The sequence below is a fragment of the Halomonas sp. YLB-10 genome, assembly GCF_003856855.1.
Taxonomy (GTDB): domain Bacteria; phylum Pseudomonadota; class Gammaproteobacteria; order Pseudomonadales; family Halomonadaceae; genus Halomonas; species Halomonas litopenaei.
This window is the reverse complement of the sequence record NZ_RRCU01000003.1, coordinates 447,041-464,300: the sequence shown is the minus strand read 5'-3', so window position 1 is coordinate 464,300 and position 17,260 is coordinate 447,041. Positions and strand designations below refer to the sequence as shown.

The 17,260-nt window shown below is 64.5% G+C and carries 14 protein-coding genes; 4 read left to right on the top strand and 10 right to left on the bottom strand.

Annotation, left to right across the window (positions count from 1 at the left end):
- Nucleotides 1–259 precede the first annotated feature (259 nt).
- From EBB56_RS09580 to EBB56_RS09550, 7 genes are all read right to left on the bottom strand, one after another.
- Entirely contained in the window at nt 260–688 is a 429-nt protein-coding gene (locus tag EBB56_RS09580; RefSeq protein WP_124804137.1) for a GNAT family N-acetyltransferase, read from the bottom strand.
- Nucleotides 681–1,868, bottom strand: a complete 1,188-nt coding sequence (locus EBB56_RS09575; RefSeq protein ID WP_124804135.1) for a cupin domain-containing protein — start codon at nt 1,866–1,868, stop codon at nt 681–683. Before EBB56_RS09575 ends, EBB56_RS09580 begins: the two co-directional genes overlap by 8 nt.
- Before the next feature lie 126 nt (nt 1,869–1,994).
- Nucleotides 1,995–3,368: an adenylosuccinate lyase gene (gene purB / locus EBB56_RS09570; RefSeq protein ID WP_124804133.1), complete on the bottom strand. Its 1,374-nt coding sequence runs from the start codon at nt 3,366–3,368 to the stop codon at nt 1,995–1,997.
- A gap of 40 nt (nt 3,369–3,408) precedes the next feature.
- On the bottom strand, nt 3,409–4,047 hold the full coding sequence (hflD, locus tag EBB56_RS09565) for a high frequency lysogenization protein HflD (RefSeq protein WP_045992914.1): 639 nt from the start codon (nt 4,045–4,047) through the stop codon (nt 3,409–3,411).
- Entirely contained in the window at nt 4,044–5,156 is a 1,113-nt protein-coding gene (gene mnmA / locus EBB56_RS09560; RefSeq protein WP_045992913.1) for a tRNA 2-thiouridine(34) synthase MnmA, read from the bottom strand. Before mnmA ends, hflD begins: the two co-directional genes overlap by 4 nt.
- 68 nt (nt 5,157–5,224) lie before the next feature.
- Complete coding sequence (locus EBB56_RS09555) at nt 5,225–5,674, bottom strand: NUDIX domain-containing protein (RefSeq protein ID WP_045992993.1); 450 nt, start codon at nt 5,672–5,674, stop codon at nt 5,225–5,227.
- Nucleotides 5,671–6,261 carry a pseudouridine synthase gene (locus tag EBB56_RS09550; RefSeq protein ID WP_108133262.1) on the bottom strand — a complete coding sequence of 197 codons (591 nt, stop codon included), beginning with the start codon at nt 6,259–6,261 and terminating at the stop codon, nt 5,671–5,673. Before EBB56_RS09550 ends, EBB56_RS09555 begins: the two co-directional genes overlap by 4 nt.
- Before the next feature lie 145 nt (nt 6,262–6,406).
- Here EBB56_RS09550 and icd point away from each other — a divergent pair, with 145 nt between their 5' ends.
- The 3 genes from icd to clpA all read left to right on the top strand — a co-directional run bounded on the left by icd (nt 6,407) and on the right by clpA (nt 10,780).
- Nucleotides 6,407–7,663, top strand: a complete 1,257-nt coding sequence (gene icd / locus EBB56_RS09545; protein ID WP_045992911.1) for an NADP-dependent isocitrate dehydrogenase — start codon at nt 6,407–6,409, stop codon at nt 7,661–7,663.
- A gap of 249 nt (nt 7,664–7,912) precedes the next feature.
- Complete coding sequence (clpS, locus tag EBB56_RS09540; protein ID WP_083970414.1) at nt 7,913–8,299, top strand: ATP-dependent Clp protease adapter ClpS; 387 nt, start codon at nt 7,913–7,915, stop codon at nt 8,297–8,299.
- 204 nt (nt 8,300–8,503) lie between these two features.
- The gene (gene clpA / locus EBB56_RS09535) at nt 8,504–10,780 is read left to right on the top strand and encodes an ATP-dependent Clp protease ATP-binding subunit ClpA (RefSeq protein WP_124804131.1); all 2,277 of its coding nucleotides are present in this window, start codon (nt 8,504–8,506) and stop codon (nt 10,778–10,780) included.
- 380 nt (nt 10,781–11,160) lie between these two features.
- Here clpA and infA read toward each other — a convergent pair whose 3' ends face one another.
- The 3 genes from infA to aat all read right to left on the bottom strand — a co-directional run bounded on the left by infA (nt 11,161) and on the right by aat (nt 13,469).
- The gene (infA, locus tag EBB56_RS09530; RefSeq protein WP_013332816.1) at nt 11,161–11,379 is read right to left on the bottom strand and encodes a translation initiation factor IF-1; all 219 of its coding nucleotides are present in this window, start codon (nt 11,377–11,379) and stop codon (nt 11,161–11,163) included.
- 528 nt (nt 11,380–11,907) lie between these two features.
- Nucleotides 11,908–12,654 carry an arginyltransferase gene (locus EBB56_RS09525; protein ID WP_045992908.1) on the bottom strand — a complete coding sequence of 249 codons (747 nt, stop codon included), beginning with the start codon at nt 12,652–12,654 and terminating at the stop codon, nt 11,908–11,910.
- 98 nt (nt 12,655–12,752) lie between these two features.
- A complete protein-coding gene (gene aat / locus EBB56_RS09520) occupies nt 12,753–13,469 on the bottom strand; it encodes a leucyl/phenylalanyl-tRNA--protein transferase (RefSeq protein WP_124804129.1) in 717 nt (238 codons plus the stop codon).
- 181 nt (nt 13,470–13,650) lie between these two features.
- Here aat and EBB56_RS09515 point away from each other — a divergent pair, with 181 nt between their 5' ends.
- Nucleotides 13,651–17,082 (top strand): DNA translocase FtsK, encoded by a 3,432-nt coding sequence (locus EBB56_RS09515; protein WP_124804247.1) that lies wholly within the window; start codon nt 13,651–13,653, stop codon nt 17,080–17,082.
- Nucleotides 17,083–17,260 lie beyond the last annotated feature (178 nt).

Here is a 17,260-nt window from a genome sequence, read left to right as displayed (position 1 = left end):
AGGTTCCTGCACCTTGGCCGAGAAGTCTTTACGGCCTTGGTCGAATCTTGGCGGAACGGTAGAGGTCGACTACAAAGTGAGCGATCTGACTCGCCATCGAGGTCTGTCCGCTGCGCCATGGTAGTGACTATGGCCCACAGTGGCGGGGGTTCGCCATTGGTACTTGGGGGGACAAGGCGTTGTAGTCCGACTACAGGAAAGCGCCGCAGAGGCACATTCCTGTAGTCGAGTTTCCTGAACGGAGGAGTTGACGGAGAGGTCAGTCGTTCAGGGAGAGGGTCATATTGCGATGCGGAATGCCGGCGTCGAGGAAGATATCTCCCTCGGCGCGGAAGCCCAGGGCTTCGTAGAAACCGAGCGCATGGGTCTGGGCGGCGAGCTCGACGCTCGAGTGACCACGCTGTCGCGCAGCCTCGATGGTGGCGCGCATCAGCGCCACGCCGACGCCGAGTCCCCGGGCTTCGGCAAGCACCGCGACGCGACCGATATGGCCATCGGGCAGCAGTCTCGCCGTACCCAGTACACGCTCGTCCTGGCGCGCCAGGAAATGCAGGCAGTCGGGGTCGAGGCCATCCCACTCTTCCTCGATCGGCACCTGTTGTTCGATGACGAAGACGCGATAGCGAATGTCACCGGCCGCTTCGCCCAATTGTTCCCAGCTTCCCTGTTCGATCACCACCTCAGGCATCGTCGTCCTCCATGTCGTCAACCGGCCAGCCAAGGCTGCCGGCGTCGAACAGCCGTGTCAGCACCTCGGCGGCGCCGGGGTAGTCGAGCAGCGAGGCGTCGAACTCGCCGCGGTTGGCGATCTCGCGGGCCAGCGCCAGATCGCAGTCGATGCCGTCGCCGTCGGCAAACAGGGTGGCCCGGTCGTCCGCCAGGGCGTGCCAGGCGAAGCGAGAGCCCGGCGCGGCCACCAGCACCTCGCCTTCCTGTAGTGCAGCAACAAGCTCGTCTGGCGCTGTCGGTGTCTCGCTGGGCTCGAGCTGGTCCACGTACTTGGGCTGGGTCATCACCCGGCCGAACCACTGGGCCATCTGGGCCGGATCGTCCAGGGTCTCGAGGATCAACTGGCGCATGCGTGACAGCGCCGCCCGATCGAGTTCGCCCGGGTCCTCGGCCGGGGTCATTCCGGCATCGCCGTAGCGGCGAGAGGGGGGTTGCTGCTCACCCAGGTAGTCGGCGAAGGAGGTGATCGCCTCGTCCGCCGAGGGGGCGCGAAAGCCCACCGAGTAGGTCATGCAGTCATCGCTCTGACTGACCCCATGGTGCGCCCAGCCGGGGGGCAGGTAGAGCATGTCTCCGGGCTCCAGCACCCAGTCCTGTTCGGCGTTGACCTCGAAGGTCTCGAGGATACGCAGGTCGATGCCGCGCACGATGGGTGCGTCATCGGCCACCTTGCCGCCAAGCTGCCAGCGGCGCTGACCGCTGCCCTGGAGCAGGAAGACATCGTACTGGTCCAGGTGCGGGCCGACACTGCCGCCCGGAGGCGCGTAGCTGACCATGATGTCATCCAGGCGCCAGCGCGGCAGGAAGGTGAAGTCCTCCAGCAGGGCGGCGACCTCCGGCACATAGTGATCCACCGCCTGTACCAGCAGGGTCCAGTCGCGCTCCGGCAGGCGGGCGAAGGTGGCCTCGTCGAAGGGGCCGTGGCTGACCTGCCAGGGTCCGTCGGGGCCCTGTTCCTCGACCAGGCGTGCCTCGATATTGTCCTCGCAGGCGAGCCCGGCCAGTTCGTCTGGCGTCAGCGGGTTGTCGAAGTCGGGGAAGGCGCCACGGATCAGCAGCGGTTGCTGTTGCCAGACATCGCGCAGGAACTCTGCCGATGTCAGGCCGCCCAGCAGGGTGAGGGGGGTATCAGTTGACATGAGGAATCCTGATGGTGATTGGGAGTAGCGGGCTAGGTATCGGCCCCGGCCCCGAAGAGAGGGCTCCAGAAACGCCTCACCCCACCGATTGGCGGGGTGAAGCGGGGTTCTGTCAGCGGCTCCGGCTCAGTGCTGCGGCAGGGCGCGAGCCTGCTCGACGGCATTGCCGATGTAGTTGCCGGGGGTCAGCTGCTTGAGCTCTGCCTTGACCTCGTCGGGCAGTTCCAGGCCATCGATGAAGGCGGCGAAACCGGCCTGGTCGATGCGCTTGCCGCGGGTCAGCTCCTTCAACTTTTCGTAGGGCTTCTCGATGCCGTAGCGACGCATCACCGTCTGGATTGGCTCGGCCAGCACTTCCCAGCTTGCGTCCAGGTCCTCGGCCAGACGCTGGGGGTTGGCCTCGAGCTTGCCGATGCCTTTCAGCGAGGCCTGGTAGGCGATCAGGCCGTAGGCCAGACCGACGCCCAGGTTGCGCAGCACGGTGGAGTCGGTCAGGTCACGCTGCCAACGGGAGATCGGCAGCTTCTGGGCCAGGTGGGCGAGGATGGCATTGGCCAGGCCCAGATTACCCTCGGAGTTCTCGAAGTCGATCGGGTTGACCTTGTGCGGCATGGTCGAGGAGCCGATCTCGCCGGCCACGGTGCGCTGCTTGAAGTAACCCAGCGAGATGTAGCCCCAGACGTCGCGATCGAAGTCGATCAGGATGGTGTTGAAGCGACAGACCGCGTCGAACAGCTCGGCGATATAGTCGTGGGGTTCGATCTGGGTGGTATAGGGATTGAAGGTCAGGCCCAGTCCTTCGACGAAGGTGCGGGCGTTGGCCTCCCAGTCGATGTTCGGGTAGGTGGCCAGGTGGGCGTTGTAGTTGCCCACGGCCCCGTTGATCTTGCCCAGTACCTCGGCGCTTTCGATCTGCTTGAGCTGACGGCGCAGACGGTAGGCCACGTTGGCCATTTCCTTGCCCAAGGTGGTGGGGCTGGCGGTCTGGCCATGGGTGCGCGACAGCATCGGCACGGCGGCGTGCTCTTCGGCCAGACGGGCGATCTCGTCGGCCACCTGGCGCATGGTCGGCAGCAGGCTGTCGAGGCCATCGCGCAGCATCACGCCGTAGGACAGGTTGTTGATGTCCTCGCTGGTGCAGGCGAAGTGCACGAACTCGGTGACGGCATGCAGCTCGGCATTGTCGGCGATGGCTTCCTTGATCCAGTACTCGACCGCCTTGACGTCGTGGTTGGTGGTGCGCTCGATGTCCTTGATGCGCGCCGCGTCGGCTTCGCTGAAGTTCTTGACCAGGCCATCCAGGAAGGCCGTGGCGGTGGCCGACAGTTCCGGCACCTCGGTGATCTGCGGGTGCGCGGCCAGGCGCTCCAGCCAGCGGATCTCGACGATGACGCGGGCGCGGATCAGGCCAAATTCGCTGAAGTGTTCGCGCAGTGATTCGGCCTTGCTGCCGTAGCGACCGTCGACGGGAGAGAGGGCGGTGAGAGCGGAGAGTTGCATGGCGGTTTTCCGGTACGGGTAGGAAAGGAAGATCGAGCGATCAGAGGGTGTCCAGGGCGCGCTTGAGGCTGCCCCGCTGGAAGATCAGCTTCCAGCGACGTCCGCCCTGCTGGTGCCACAGCAGGCCGAAGCGAATGCCGGAGAGCAGGCAGGCGCGGACCCGCTCCGGCATCATCCGGCTTTGCAGCAGCGAAGGGTCGCCCTGGACCACGATTCGGTTCTTGAAGGTGGAAAGCGTCTGCTGGTAGGCCTCGCCGAGGCTCGCCACGACGTTCTCGTGGGTCGGGCCGAAGTGTTCGGCCTGGCCCTGGATGCGGGTCAGGTGGGTGCCGAGCGCGTCCATCATGTCGGGCTGGGTGCGCAGCTTGTTCATCAGCAGCATCAGGCTGAAGCCGTAGCGCATCACCACCGGGTTGGCCTGGCGTCGGCCGAGCACTGCCTCCAGGGTCTCGAGCCCCAGGCGCAGATTGTTGGGATGCCCGCCATAGATGGATTCGAAGGTTGGCGGGTTGGTTTCCAGGGTGGCGGTGATCTGGGTGTCCCAGGCGCGGCTGTCGACCTGGCCGGTGCGCGCCAGCTCGTCGACCAGATGGGCGGCCTGAAATACGCCGGCCAGGGCGATCGCCTGGCGAGCCGCCGGGGACTCGGGGGCGCGGTGGATAGGTACCGAATCGGTCATGCCGCTCGCTCCTCGGCGTTCCAGGTGGACCGGATGACGCCGCCGCCGAGGCAGACGTCACCGTCGTAGATGACCAGCGATTGGCCCGGTGTCACGGCCCGCTGTGGGTCGTCGAAGTGTACCGCGACGCCGCCATCGGCCCGGGTCGTCAGCGTGCATGGCACGTCGTCCTGACGATAGCGGGTCTTGGCGCTGAAGCGCCCCTCGGCGCAAGGCGGCTCACCGGCGACCCAATCCATCGCCTCGGTGGCCAGGCTGTCGGTGTACAACAGAGGGTGATGCTTGCCTTGAACCGCGATCAGCACGTTGCGCTCGAGGTCCTTGCCGGCCACGTACCAGGGGTCTTCCGAATAGTTGGCGAGACCGCCGATGCCGAGGCCCTGGCGCTGGCCCAGGGTGTAGTACATCAGGCCCATGTGATCGCCGATGACGTCGCCGTCCGGTGTCTCGATGGTCCCCGGCTGGGCCGGCAGGTACTGCTTGAGAAAGTCGCTGAAGCGGCGCTCGCCGATGAAGCAGATACCGGTGGAGTCCTTCTTCTTTGCGGTAACCAGATCGTGCTGTTCGGCGATGGCGCGAACCTCGGGCTTTTCGATCTCGCCCACCGGGAACAGGGTGCGCGCGATGGCGGCTTCCGGCACGGCGTGCAGGAAGTAGCTCTGGTCCTTGTTGCCGTCGAGTCCCTTGAGCAGTCGCGGGCGGCCGTCGCGCTCGCCGCGGCGAACATAGTGACCGGTGGCGATCATCTCGGCGCCGAGCATCTCCGCGTAGTCGAGGAACACCTTGAACTTGATTTCGCGGTTGCAAAGGATATCGGGATTCGGTGTGCGTCCGGCCTTGTACTCGGCGAGGAAGTGCTCGAACACATTGTCCCAGTACTCGGCGGCAAAGTTGGCCGTGTGCAGGGGGATGTCGAGCTTCTTGCACACCGCTTCGGCGTCCGCCAGGTCTTCCATGGCGGTGCAGTATTCGGTGCCGTCGTCCTCATCCCAGTTCTTCATGAACAGCCCTTCCACCTGATAGCCCTGTTGGATCAGGCGGAGGGCGGAAACGGAGGAATCGACGCCGCCGGACATGCCGACGATGACTTTGCCGGTGGACGCTGACATAACGACTCTCGGAGTGGTGGGGCAAATGGGCGGTGATTATACACGAATTGCACCCGTCAACCGAAGCCTCAGCGTTCGTGCAGCACCTCCATCGGGAAGGTCTTGCCGGCCAGGGCGTCGCGGATGCGCTTGATCACCAGTGGGCTGCGCAGGCGGCCCTCGCGCTCCAGCGCCTCGACGTCCTCCAGGGTCAGCCAATGGATGGCCATGATATCCCGGTCCAGTTCGGTGCCCAGGTGGGCCAGCGCCATGCCGAAGAAGGCGTGGCTGTGGAAGGTCTTGCCGTCCGGGGCCTCGTACACGTACATGCCCAGGTAGTCGGTGATGCCGACCCGCCAGGCGGTCTCTTCGGCGACCTCGCGCAGGGCGCCGTCGCGGATGCGCTCACCGGGTTCCAGGTGGCCGGCGGGCTGGTTGAACAGGGTATGGGGGCCGCCACGGTCTTCTTCCACCAGCAGGAAACGACCGGCTCGTTCGACCACCGTGGCCACGGTCACGTAGGGGGTCCAGCGCATTATCGGCGTCTCCTTGTTGTAGGGGCTGAGCCCCGGGGGCGCTTTGGCGCGTGCAGCGTCTGGCGCTGCCATTGTCCCGGGGCCAGGCCGTCGAGCCGCCAGGGGCCGATGGCGACGCGTACCAGCCTCAGCGTCGGGTGGCCCACATGGGCGGTCATCCTGCGCACCTGGCGGTTGCGCCCCTCGCTGATGGTCAGCTCCAGCCAGCAGGTAACGGGATGGCGCTTCGGGTCCAGGGGCGGCGTGCGCTCGGGCAGCCCGCTGGTCGTCAGTCGCCGGACCTTGGCCGGCCGGGTGGGTCCATCCTTGAGAGTGACCCCTTCGGCGAGCGCCTTCAAGGCCCGATCGTCCGGCTGTCCCTCGACGAGCACTCGATACGTCTTCGGCTGCTTGTGGCGCGGGTGGCTGATACGATGAATCAACTCGCCATCGTCACTGAGCAACAACAGGCCTTCGGAATCGTAGTCGAGGCGGCCGGCCGGATAGATGTCCGGTACGTCGATCAGCGAGGCCAGGGTATTGCGTCCCTGGTCATCGGTGAACTGGGACAGCACCCGATAGGGCTTGTGCAGCAGATAAAGTTGACTCATGGGCGGGCTCGATGATCTGGCTCGGAAGGCGTGGCGGCGGGCCGTTTAGGCCTTTTCCAGAGATTGTCGACAAAGCCTACTCCGGGCGCGGGGGGTAATGCTATACTCCGCGCTCCACTGAATAGACCTGACAGGGGAGTTCTCAATGGGTTTCCAGAAAATTGTCGTCCCTGAGGGCGGCGAAAAGATCACCGCCAACGCCGACAACAGCCTGAACGTACCGAATAATCCGATCATTCCCTTCATCGAGGGTGACGGTATCGGTGTCGACGTGACCCCGGCGATGAAGATCGCCATCGACGCCGCTGTGCAGAAGGCTTACAACGGCGAGCGCAAGATCCACTGGATGGAAGTCTACGCCGGCGAGAAGGCCACCCACGTCTATGACGCGGACACCTGGCTGCCGGAAGAGACCCTGGAAGCGGTCAAGGACTACATCGTTTCCATCAAGGGCCCGCTGACCACGCCGGTCGGTGGCGGCATCCGTTCACTGAACGTGGCGCTGCGCCAGAAGCTGGACCTGTACGTCTGTCAGCGCCCGGTGCGCTGGTTCGAAGGCGTGCCGAGCCCGGTCAAGAAGCCTGCCGACGTCGACATGGTCATCTTTCGCGAGAACTCCGAAGATATCTACGCCGGCATCGAATGGAAGGCCGGTACCGCGGAAGCCGACAAGGTCATCAAGTTCCTGCGTGAAGAGATGGGTGTCACCAACATCCGCTTCCCCGAGAACTGTGGCATCGGCGTCAAGCCGGTCTCCATCGAAGGCACCAAGCGTCTGGTCCGTCAGGCCCTGCAGTACACCATCGACAACGACCGCGAGTCGCTGACCCTGGTGCACAAGGGCAACATCATGAAGTTCACCGAAGGCTCCTTCAAGGATTGGGGCTACGAGCTGGCCAAGGAAGAGTTCGGCGCCGAACTCCTCGATGGCGGCCCCTGGATGACCTTCAAGAACCCGAAGACCGGCAAGGACATCGTGGTCAAGGACGTCATCGCCGACGCCATGCTGCAGCAGATCCTGCTGCGTCCGGCCGAATACGACGTCATCGCCACCCTGAACCTGAACGGTGACTACCTGTCCGACGCCCTGGCGGCGGAAGTGGGCGGCATCGGCATCGCGCCGGGCGCCAACATCTCCGACACCACCGCCATGTTCGAGGCGACCCACGGCACCGCGCCGAAGTACGCCGGCCAGGACAAGGTCAACCCGGGCTCGCTGATCCTCTCCGCCGAGATGATGCTGCGCCACATGGGTTGGGTCGAGGCCGCCGATCTGGTGCTCAAGGGCGTGGAGAAGGCCATCAGCAAGGGCGAGGTCACCTACGACTTCCATCGCCTGATGGAAAACGCCACGCTGTTCAAGTGCTCCGAGTTCGGTCAGGCCGTCGCCGACAACATGTAAGCGACGTACCGATCGTCCGATGACAGCGTCTGGTGCCGGTGATCGCTATCGCCCGTACCGGCTGTTCATCGCGGCGCTCTGAAAAGGCCCTCGCCCGCTCGGGCGGGGGCTTTTTGCTTTGTACGTTTTTTGCGTGAAAGCGTCCGTCGGATTTCCGATAATGGGAGACGGAACGGAACCCTGCCGCGCCGCCGACGTCCAATGCTCGACGCGGGTGGGCGCAGGCACCCGATTGACAGTGTGAGGCCTATGTTCAACGCAAGAGAGGAGGATCCTGTCTGGATCCGCGCCCCCTTCGCCGGAATGACCCGTCCGCCCAGTGAGCCGGGCGAGCAGGATGACGGTGATCTGGCGACCCAGGAGGCTGACCCCGAGGTGGCCAGGCCACCCATGTATAAGGTTGTCTTGCATAACGACGACTTCACCCCCATGGAGTTTGTGGTGGAGGTGCTGCAGACCTTCTTCCATCTGGACAGCGAGACCGCCGTGCAGATCATGCTGACGGTCCACAGCCACGGAAAGGCAACCTGCGGTGTCTTTACCCATGACATCGCCGAGACCAAGAGCCATCAGGTCAACGAGTATGCGAGAGAGTGCCAGCATCCGCTGTTGAGCGATATCGAGGCAGCGGACTGAGACGGGTCGATATCGGATCGCCCTGACAGTGCTGCCGCTGGCGGCGACGAGTGGTCACAGATCCGCACAAGCCGGCCCCGCGTTAACGAGAGACGGCTGCTGCGTTGACGAAGAACTTGCAACGGCGCCATTTGTACCCGATGTTGATGGTGCCGGACCACAAAAGATCCGATGCAAGCCCTATGCGGCGAGAAGGGGACTGCCATGCTGAGCAAAGAACTTGAACTGACCCTGAACACGGCCTTCACCGTGGCGCGTTCCAAGCGCCATGAGTTCATGACCGTGGAGCACTTGTTGCTGGCGCTTCTGGATAATGCTTCAGCATCAGATGTGCTGCGTGCCTGTGGGGCCAATCTCGACAAGCTGCGGTCCGACCTGCAGGATTTCATCAATTCCACCACCCCGCTGATTCCGGAAGACCAGACCGAGCGCGAGACCCAGCCGACGCTGGGCTTCCAGCGAGTGCTTCAGCGGGCCGTGTTCCACGTGCAGTCTTCTGGCAAGAGCGAAGTGACCGGTGCCAACGTACTGGTTGCGATCTTCTCCGAGCAGGAGAGCCAGGCGGTCTACTTCCTCAAGCAGCAGAACGTGGCACGGGTCGATGCGGTCAACTACATCGCCCACGGTATCTCCAAGGTCACCGGCCACGGCCAGAGCCCGTCTTCGGCGGCTCCCGAGGCCGAGGACGCCGAGGAAGCCGGCAGCGAGGCCGGCGGCAATCCGTTGACCGGTTTTGCCACCAACCTCAACGAGCAGGCCCGCATGGGCAAGATCGACCCCCTGATCGGGCGTGATCACGAGCTCGAGCGGGTGGTGCAGATTCTGGCACGGCGGCGCAAGAACAACCCCTTGCTGGTCGGTGAGGCCGGCGTCGGCAAGACTGCCATCGCCGAGGGCCTGGCCAAGCGCATCGTCGAGGAAGACGTGCCCGATGTGATCGGCGACGCCGTGGTGTACTCGCTGGACATGGGCGCGCTGCTGGCGGGTACCAAGTATCGTGGTGACTTCGAGAAGCGCTTGAAGAGCCTGCTGGCGGAACTGCGCAAGCTGCCCAACGCCATCCTGTTCATCGATGAGATCCATACGGTGATCGGCGCCGGTGCGGCGTCCGGTGGAGTGATGGACGCATCGAACCTGCTCAAGCCGCTGCTGTCCTCCGGCGAGCTGCGCTGTATCGGCTCCACCACCTTCCAGGAATTCCGCGGTATCTTCGAGAAGGATCGTGCCCTGGCACGTCGTTTCCAGAAGGTCGATGTGATGGCGCCCTCGGTCGAGGACTCCATCAAGATCCTCAAGGGGCTGCGTTCGCGCTTCGAGGAGCACCACCAGCTCAAGTACACCGACGCCGCGCTGGACAGCGCCGCGCGGCTGGCGGATCGCTACATCAACGACCGCTTCCTGCCGGACAAGGCCATTGATGTCATCGATGAGGCCGGTGCCCACCAGCGCCTGCTTCCGCCGGAAATGCGCGTGGACACCATCGACGTCGATCAGGTCGAGGCGGTGGTCGCTTCCATCGCGCGGATTCCGCCGAAGAGCGTATCCAGCTCCGATCGCAAGCTGCTCGAGAATCTGGACCGCGATCTCAAGATGCTGGTGTTCGGTCAGGATGAGGCCATCGACAGCCTGGCGGCGGCGATCAAGCTGTCCCGCGCCGGGCTCAAGTCGCCGGACAAGCCGGTCGGCAGCTTCCTGTTCGCCGGCCCCACCGGCGTCGGCAAGACCGAGGTGGCGCGTCAGCTGGCCCATATCATGGGGGTCGAACTGCTGCGCTTCGACATGTCCGAGTACATGGAACGGCACACGGTATCGCGGCTGATCGGCGCACCTCCTGGCTATGTCGGCTATGACCAGGGTGGTCTGCTGACCGAGGCGGTCACCAAGCAGCCCCATTGCGTGCTGCTGCTCGACGAGATCGAGAAGGCGCACCCCGAGGTCTTCAACCTGCTGCTGCAGGTCATGGACCACGGCCGTCTGACCGACAACAACGGGCGCGAGGCGGATTTCCGTCACGTCATCCTGATCATGACCTCCAACGCCGGGGTCGAGATCGCGACGCGTCGCTCGATCGGTTTCCAGACCCAGGACCACTCCACCGATGCCATGGAGGCGATTCGCAAGACCTTTACGCCGGAGTTCCGCAACCGTCTGGATGGCATCATCCAGTTCGCGTCGCTGGCCAAGCCTGTCGTACGCAATGTGGTCGACAAGTTCCTGGTGGAACTGCAGGCCCAGCTCGACGAGAAACGGGTGCAGCTCGAGGTGGACGACGACGCGCGCGACTGGCTGGCGACCATGGGTTACGACCCGGACATGGGCGCCCGCCCCATGGCTCGACTGATCCAGGAAAAGCTGAAGAAGCCCCTGGCGGAGATGATCCTGTTCGGCGATCTGGCCGAGCACGGTGGTCTGGTGCACGTCAGTCTGGAGGACGGAGAGCTTCACCTGTCCACCGACGTGGAGATGGCCGACGCGCCTTGAGTGTCGAGGCAGGCTTTGTGGGGTGTGGCCAAGCATGAAGCCTGCCTGTTGAGCCTGCCTGTTGAGACTATCAGCAAGTCGGTTGCTTCGACTGGTCAGGATGTGAAACTACGCGACGCCCCGTCAACGACGGGGCGTCGTCGTTTGTTTCCAGCAGGGTCTGGACGGCAACAGCCGTGCGAGTCCCCGGCAGCGGGTCGTTGCCCGGCTTTTGGACGAGGCGGTGCCGCCCTGCTGCGTCAGGCAAAGCAGGGCTGGTGCTGCACCAGAGTCTTGCTGTCTTGCGAAAGGGGGCTGCGCTTGCCGGTGGGGTGGGGCGCGCCGCTAAGGCGCGTTACCGGCAAGTAGCGTCGGCGCTGAAGCGCTGACGCCGGCCGTTCTCAACGGGAACGGTAGACGATGCGACCCTTGGACAGGTCGTAGGGAGTCAGCTCTACCTTGACCTTGTCACCGGTCAGGATGCGGATGTAGTTCTTGCGCATCTTGCCCGAGATGTGGGCGGTCACCACGTGGCCGTTTTCCAGTTCGACCCGGAACATGGTGTTGGGAAGGGTGTCGACGACCACGCCTTCCATTTCGATATGGTCTTCGCGTGCCATATAGGCGAATCCTCGCTGGTGAAATCGAAAAGATGCCTGACCTTGAGGCGTCACTGCCGTTACTGTGGTCAGGATAGCGCGATATTCTGCCGGATGCAGAAGCAGATGGCAAAGGCAGATGGCTGATCGGCCCTCAAAGTGCGCGATATTCTGCCGCTTTCCAGTATCCCCGGAAGCAGATGGCAAAGGCAGATGGCAGGTTAGCTCTCAAGGATAAGCAAAGTTCACGATATTCTGCCGCTTTCCAGTATCCTCGGAAGCAGATGGCAAAGGCAGATGGCCATTGATAGCAGGCTAGCCCCTCAAAGTGCGCGATATTCTGCCGCTTTCCAGTATCCCCGGAGCCAGATGGCAAAGGCAGATGGCTGATCGGCCCTCAAGGTGCGCGATATTCTGCTGCTTTCCAGTATCCCCGGAGGCAGATGGCAAAGGCAGATGGCAGGTTAGCTCTCAAGGATAAGCAAAGTTCACGATCTTCTGCCGCTCTCTAGGGAGCAGAGAACGTGCTTGAGCTATCGGGTTGGGCGGTTACTCGCTGTCGATCGGTACCAGTCGTCGCCAGAGCCGGCCATCCAGGCGCTCGAGGGGCGAGAAGCTGCTCTTGTAGCTCATCTTGCGGCACTCCTCGATCCAGTAGCCCAGGTAGACATGGGGAAGCCCCTTCAGGGATGCCATCTGGATCAGCGCCAGCACCGCCTGGGTGCCAAGAGAACGGCGCTCGAGGCTGTGGTCCGGGTCGAAGAAGGTGTAGATGGCGGACAAGCCGTGGCGCAGCTCGTCGAAGGCCGATACCGCTACCAGCTTTCCGTCCAGGCGCATCTCCAGCAGTCTCGCGTAGGGCTGATCGAGGCTCAGGAAGGTACGGTACTGCTCGTGACTCGGTGGGAACATGTCGCCGTCATGGTGGCGCGTGCAGATATAGCGGGCGTAGAGGTCGTAGTGGCGGGAGTCGAACTGCGCCGGCACCACCTCGATGGTCAGGTCGGCATTGCGCCGCATCAGGCGTCGCTGGGTGCGATTGGGGCTAAAGTCCGCTACCGGGATTCGCACTGAGATGCAGGCGTGGCAGCCTTCACAGTGAGGGCGGTAAAGATGCAGACCGCTGCGACGGAAGCCAAGTAGCGTAAGCGCGTCATATACGCCCTGTCCCGGGGATTCCTTGGGATCCAGGAACAGGGTGGTCGCTTCCTTGCCCGGCAGATAGCTGCAGGCGTGCGGCACAGTAAGAAAGAACCGCAGGTCGCGTACGGGTTGACGCGGTGTATTGCTGCTCAAGGCTGCCGTCTCCCTGTCGGATGGCATCGAGTGATGGATCAGGCGTTGGTATGGGTCGTGTCAATGGTGGTCGTCATACATGGCCTTCTGATACCAGGTCATTCACCGATGCCGGTGAATGACCATGCCGGCGTCGTCAGGCTGTCTCTGTCCAGATCATCCAGCCACCTCTCAAGATAGCCGATGAAGGCTGATCGAGCGATACCTCGAGCGCCGAGGCTGGCTAGGTGGGGCGTGTGCATCTGGCAGTCGATCAGACGCCCGCCGCCGGCCGCCATGGCGCGGGCCAGATGCACCAGGGCGATCTTGGAGGCATCGGCCTCGCGGCTGAACATCGATTCGCCGAAAAACACCGGTCCCAGGGCGACACCGTAGAGCCCGCCGACCAGCCGGTCGTCACGCCAGATTTCCACCGAGTGAGCGACCCCCTCCCGGTGCAGGTCGCAGTAGGCGTCACGCATTTCATCGGTGATCCAGGTGCCTGACGAATGACCATCGTTGCGCGGTGCAGCACAGGCGTCAACGACGGCGTCGAACGCCTGGTCGGCGGTGGCGCGAAAGCCCCCGTTGCGTAGCCGCTTGGCGAGGCTTCGGCGCACGCGTAGCTCTTCGGGGTGCAACACCATACGCGGATCGGGGCTCCACCAGAGAATCGGCTGGTCGTCGCTGTACCAGGGGAAGATTCCGCGGCGGTAGGCCTCTATCAGCCATTCGGGAGATAGCCCGCCGCCAGCGGCCAGCAGGCCGTCCGGGTCGTCGAGGGCAATATCGACCGAAGGAAAGGTCACAGGATGTTCGTTGAGCCAGGGCAGCATAGGGCTCCCTTCGCAATACCGGGTGGAAGATGGGGCAGTGTGCCCCCAGCCCGCGCTTCGCTCAAGGTATGCTGGGCCTATTCGCTCACCGGCTGGCTCGGTATCATGACCTCCAGTCAGAAGGATGGAAGACGCCGTTATGGCGCAAGGGGAAGGCCGTTTGAGTGCCAACAAGAAGTCCATGTCGTCACGCGCGACGGCGGCAGCCGCCAAGGAGACCGCCCGCAAGGTCGGGTTGCGTCTGCATGGCTCTGCCAGGGAAGGTGTGATCATCGTACTGCTGGCTGCCTGCGTATTCCTGCTGCTGGCACTGTTCAGCTTCGAGCCGGCGGACCCCGGCTGGTCGAGCAGTGGCCCCGAGACCGCGGTGGCCAACTGGATGGGCCCCATCGGGGCCTGGCTCGCCGACGTGCTGTATTCGTTGTTTGGCATCAGCGCCCTGTGGTGGCCAGGCATGCTGGCGTTTGCCGCCTGGTACCTGATCCGTTCCCGTCGAGTGGAGTTCGAGTGGGATGCGACCGCCCTGGCCGTGCGCTGCGGCGGGCTGATTCTGCTGCTGCTGGGCTGCACCACCCTGGGGGCGCTCTACTTCCATCAGCCCGACAGCGTGTTGCCATACTCCACCGGTGGCATCCTCGGGGTCGGGCTGGTCGGCGCCCTGCGGCCACTGGTAGGCGTCGGCGGAACAGGTCTGCTCGCCGTTGTCGCTATCCTGGGCGGAATGCCGCTGTTTACCGGGTTGTCCTGGCTCAATGTCATGGACGAGGCGGGCCACCGTTGTCTGTTGCTGGGACGCTGGCTCAAGTCCCGCTTCGCGTCGTCTAAAGACGAGGACGACGCAGGGCAGAGCGCCGACCAGCACAGTGCACCTGAGCCCAGGGCCAAGGCGTCATCGCCGATCGACAGCGAAGATGGCGAGGAAGGCGATACAACGCCCCGGCCCTCCTTGTGGCAGCGCCTGCGCGGCAAGGGGACTCCGACCTACCTGGATGAGGCCGCGGGGTCGTCCATGGGCGACGACGGCAACACCGATATTCCCTGGGACGTGGCGGAATCCACTCCGTCGGCCAAGCAGCCTGGCGCTGCCTATACCGAACGCTTTGCCGAGGCCGCGCCTCGCCGCCGCCATGAAGGTAGCGTTCAGGACGGCACCACAACGCCGCGGGACACCCGTCCCACCGAACCTGAGGGTGGTCGGCGAGAGCCGACCCTGGCCCCGGAGTCCACGGCTTCCAGAGAGCGGCGAGAGCCGACCCTGGGCGGCAGTTTTGCGGCAGAGGCACCTTTGGCGGCAAGGGCAGAAGAGCCGATGTCGCTGCGTGCTGAGAGGGATGCGCCGGTGCCTTCGCCTGAACGTGCAAGCGAGCCGAGCTCTTTAGAGGCCCCCGAAGCCGGGCCTACTGCTCAGGCGCGCTCTCCACAGGCGCCCGGGGCCGCGCCCGGCTCTTCACAGGCGCGCTCTCCGCAGGCGCCCGAAACTGCGCCCGAAGCCGCGCCCGCCGCGCCTAGCTCTTCTCAGGAGTCCGAGGCTGCGCCGTCCGCGTCGGCGACTGGCGCTCCACAGGAGCCGCGTCGGGAAGAGCCCGCTCGCGGGGAGGAGCCGTCGAGCCAGGAGGGGCTCTCGAGCGGGGAGGAGCCGTCGAGCCACCAGACGCAGCCTCGTCGAGAGGAGCGTCGTGCCGAAGAAATCCCCGAGCCGGTGCTGCCTGATGATGGTGGTGCCCTGGCTGGCGGCGCCATCGCTGCAGGGGCGGGTGCCGGTCTGTTGGCGGCCACCCATGAGGCGCCGCGTAGTGTCTCGAGTCAGGCCCCCAGTTCTTCTCCCCGTCCGTCTTCTGCTGAGGACGCTGGTCAGGATGCTGGTCAGCGCGTGCAGCAGGAAGCGGAGCGCAGCGACGCCGGCACGCCGGCCGAGCCTCCCCGCGCTGAGCCAGGTCACGACGCCGCGGGCGCGAATGTTGCCGGAGGCCACGACAGCGTGGGCGAAGGACGTGTGGCTACCGCAGAGCAAGCCCGTGAGGCCGCCGACAATGACGGCCCGACGCTGTGGACGGTAGAGCACCTGCAAAGCCAGCGTCCCGGTTTCGATGACCTGCCGGAACCCGACGGCGAGCTGCCAAGCCTCAGGCTATTGACCCCGCCGGAGCCGCATCAGCCCAACTACACCGAGCAGCAACTGGCCGACATGGCGGAGTTGCTCGAGATGCGCCTGCGCGAATACGGCGTCAAGGCCGAGGTTGTCGATACCTGGCCGGGCCCGGTCATCACCCGCTTCGAGATCAAGCCGGCGGCGGGGGTGAAGGTCTCCAAGATCAGCAACCTGGCCAAGGACCTGGCGCGTTCGCTGATGGTCAAGAGCGTACGCGTGGTGGAGGTGATACCCGGGCGTCCCACCGTGGGTATCGAGATCCCCAACCCCAATCGCGCGATGATCCGCCTGCGTGAGGTGATCGACTCGGACCGCTACCAGCACGAGGCCTCCGGTCTCACCATGGCGCTGGGTCAGGACATCGGCGGCGCCGCGGTGGTGGCCAACCTGGGTAAGATGCCCCACGTGCTGGTCGCCGGTACCACCGGCTCGGGCAAGTCGGTCGGGGTCAACGCCATGCTGATCTCGATGCTGCTCAAGGCGACCCCCGACGAGCTTCGGCTGATCATGGTCGACCCCAAGATGCTGGAGCTGTCGGTCTATGACGGTATCCCGCACCTGCTGGCGCCGGTGGTCACCGACATGAAGGAGGCCGCCAACGCCCTGCGCTGGTGCGTGGCCGAAATGGAGCGTCGCTACAAGCTGATGGCCGCCATGGGAGTGCGCAACATCGCCGGCTTCAACAGTAAGCTCGATGAGGCCGAGCGGGCCGGTGCCCAGGTTGCCGATCCGTTATGGGAGCCCCAGCCCTGGGAGATGCACCAGACCCCGCCGGTGCTGGAAAAGCTGCCCTACATCGTGGTGGTGATCGACGAATTTGCCGACATGTTCATGATCGTCGGCAAGAAGGTCGAGGAGCTGATCGCCCGACTGGCGCAGAAGGCCCGCGCCGCCGGTATCCATCTGGTGTTGGCGACCCAGCGTCCCTCGGTGGACGTGGTCACCGGCCTGATCAAGGCCAACATCCCCACCCGCATGGCCTTCCAGGTGTCGTCGCGGGTCGACTCCCGCACCATCCTCGATCAGGGCGGCGCCGAGAACCTGCTGGGCCATGGTGACATGCTCTACTTGCCGGCGGGCTCGGGTCAGCCGACCCGCGTGCACGGCGCCTTCGTCGATGACGATGAGGTGCACCGGGTGGTGGAAGACTGGAAGCGGCGCGGCGAGCCCGAGTACATCGACGAGATCCTCTCCGGTGGTGTTTCCGCCGATGCCCTGACCGGGCTCGAGGCCGAAGGCACCGGCGATGACAGCGACGCCGAGCAGGACGCCCTCTATGACGAGGCCGTGGCCTTCGTCACCGAGACGCGCCGAGCCTCGATCTCGGCGGTCCAGCGGCGCTTCAAGATCGGCTACAACCGCGCCGCACGCCTGGTCGAGGCCATGGAGATGGCCGGGGTGGTATCGTCCATGGGCAGCAACGGCGGGCGAGAGGTGCTGGCACCGCCGCCCACCGCAGGCTAACCCGATCGGCGCGACACTGTCTCCATTTGGGGACAGTGTCGCGTCAGGATGTAATCACCATGCAAGAGGGTGTCACGACCGGGTTCAGCGGCAACTTGCCAGGCATACTGGACTCAAACGGACATCCTCCCGGCGCCGGAGCCGCTCCGGCGCGACAAGGATTTCGACGATTTCGACG

Coding starts and splice junctions, on each gene's coding strand:
- purB (WP_124804133.1), bottom strand. CDS start 3,368: ATGCAACTCTCCGCTCTCACCGCCCTCTCTCCCGTCGACGGTCGCTAC.
- EBB56_RS09515 (WP_124804247.1), top strand. CDS start 13,651: ATGTCGTCACGCGCGACGGCGGCAGCCGCCAAGGAGACCGCCCGCAAG.
- hflD (WP_045992914.1), bottom strand. CDS start 4,047: ATGACCGATTCGGTACCTATCCACCGCGCCCCCGAGTCCCCGGCGGCT.
- EBB56_RS09575 (WP_124804135.1), bottom strand. CDS start 1,868: ATGTCAACTGATACCCCCCTCACCCTGCTGGGCGGCCTGACATCGGCA.
- mnmA (WP_045992913.1), bottom strand. CDS start 5,156: ATGTCAGCGTCCACCGGCAAAGTCATCGTCGGCATGTCCGGCGGCGTC.
- EBB56_RS09580 (WP_124804137.1), bottom strand. CDS start 688: ATGCCTGAGGTGGTGATCGAACAGGGAAGCTGGGAACAATTGGGCGAA.
- aat (WP_124804129.1), bottom strand. CDS start 13,469: ATGCTGCCCTGGCTCAACGAACATCCTGTGACCTTTCCTTCGGTCGAT.
- infA (WP_013332816.1), bottom strand. CDS start 11,379: ATGGCACGCGAAGACCATATCGAAATGGAAGGCGTGGTCGTCGACACC.
- clpA (WP_124804131.1), top strand. CDS start 8,504: ATGCTGAGCAAAGAACTTGAACTGACCCTGAACACGGCCTTCACCGTG.
- icd (WP_045992911.1), top strand. CDS start 6,407: ATGGGTTTCCAGAAAATTGTCGTCCCTGAGGGCGGCGAAAAGATCACC.
- EBB56_RS09550 (WP_108133262.1), bottom strand. CDS start 6,261: ATGAGTCAACTTTATCTGCTGCACAAGCCCTATCGGGTGCTGTCCCAG.
- clpS (WP_083970414.1), top strand. CDS start 7,913: ATGTTCAACGCAAGAGAGGAGGATCCTGTCTGGATCCGCGCCCCCTTC.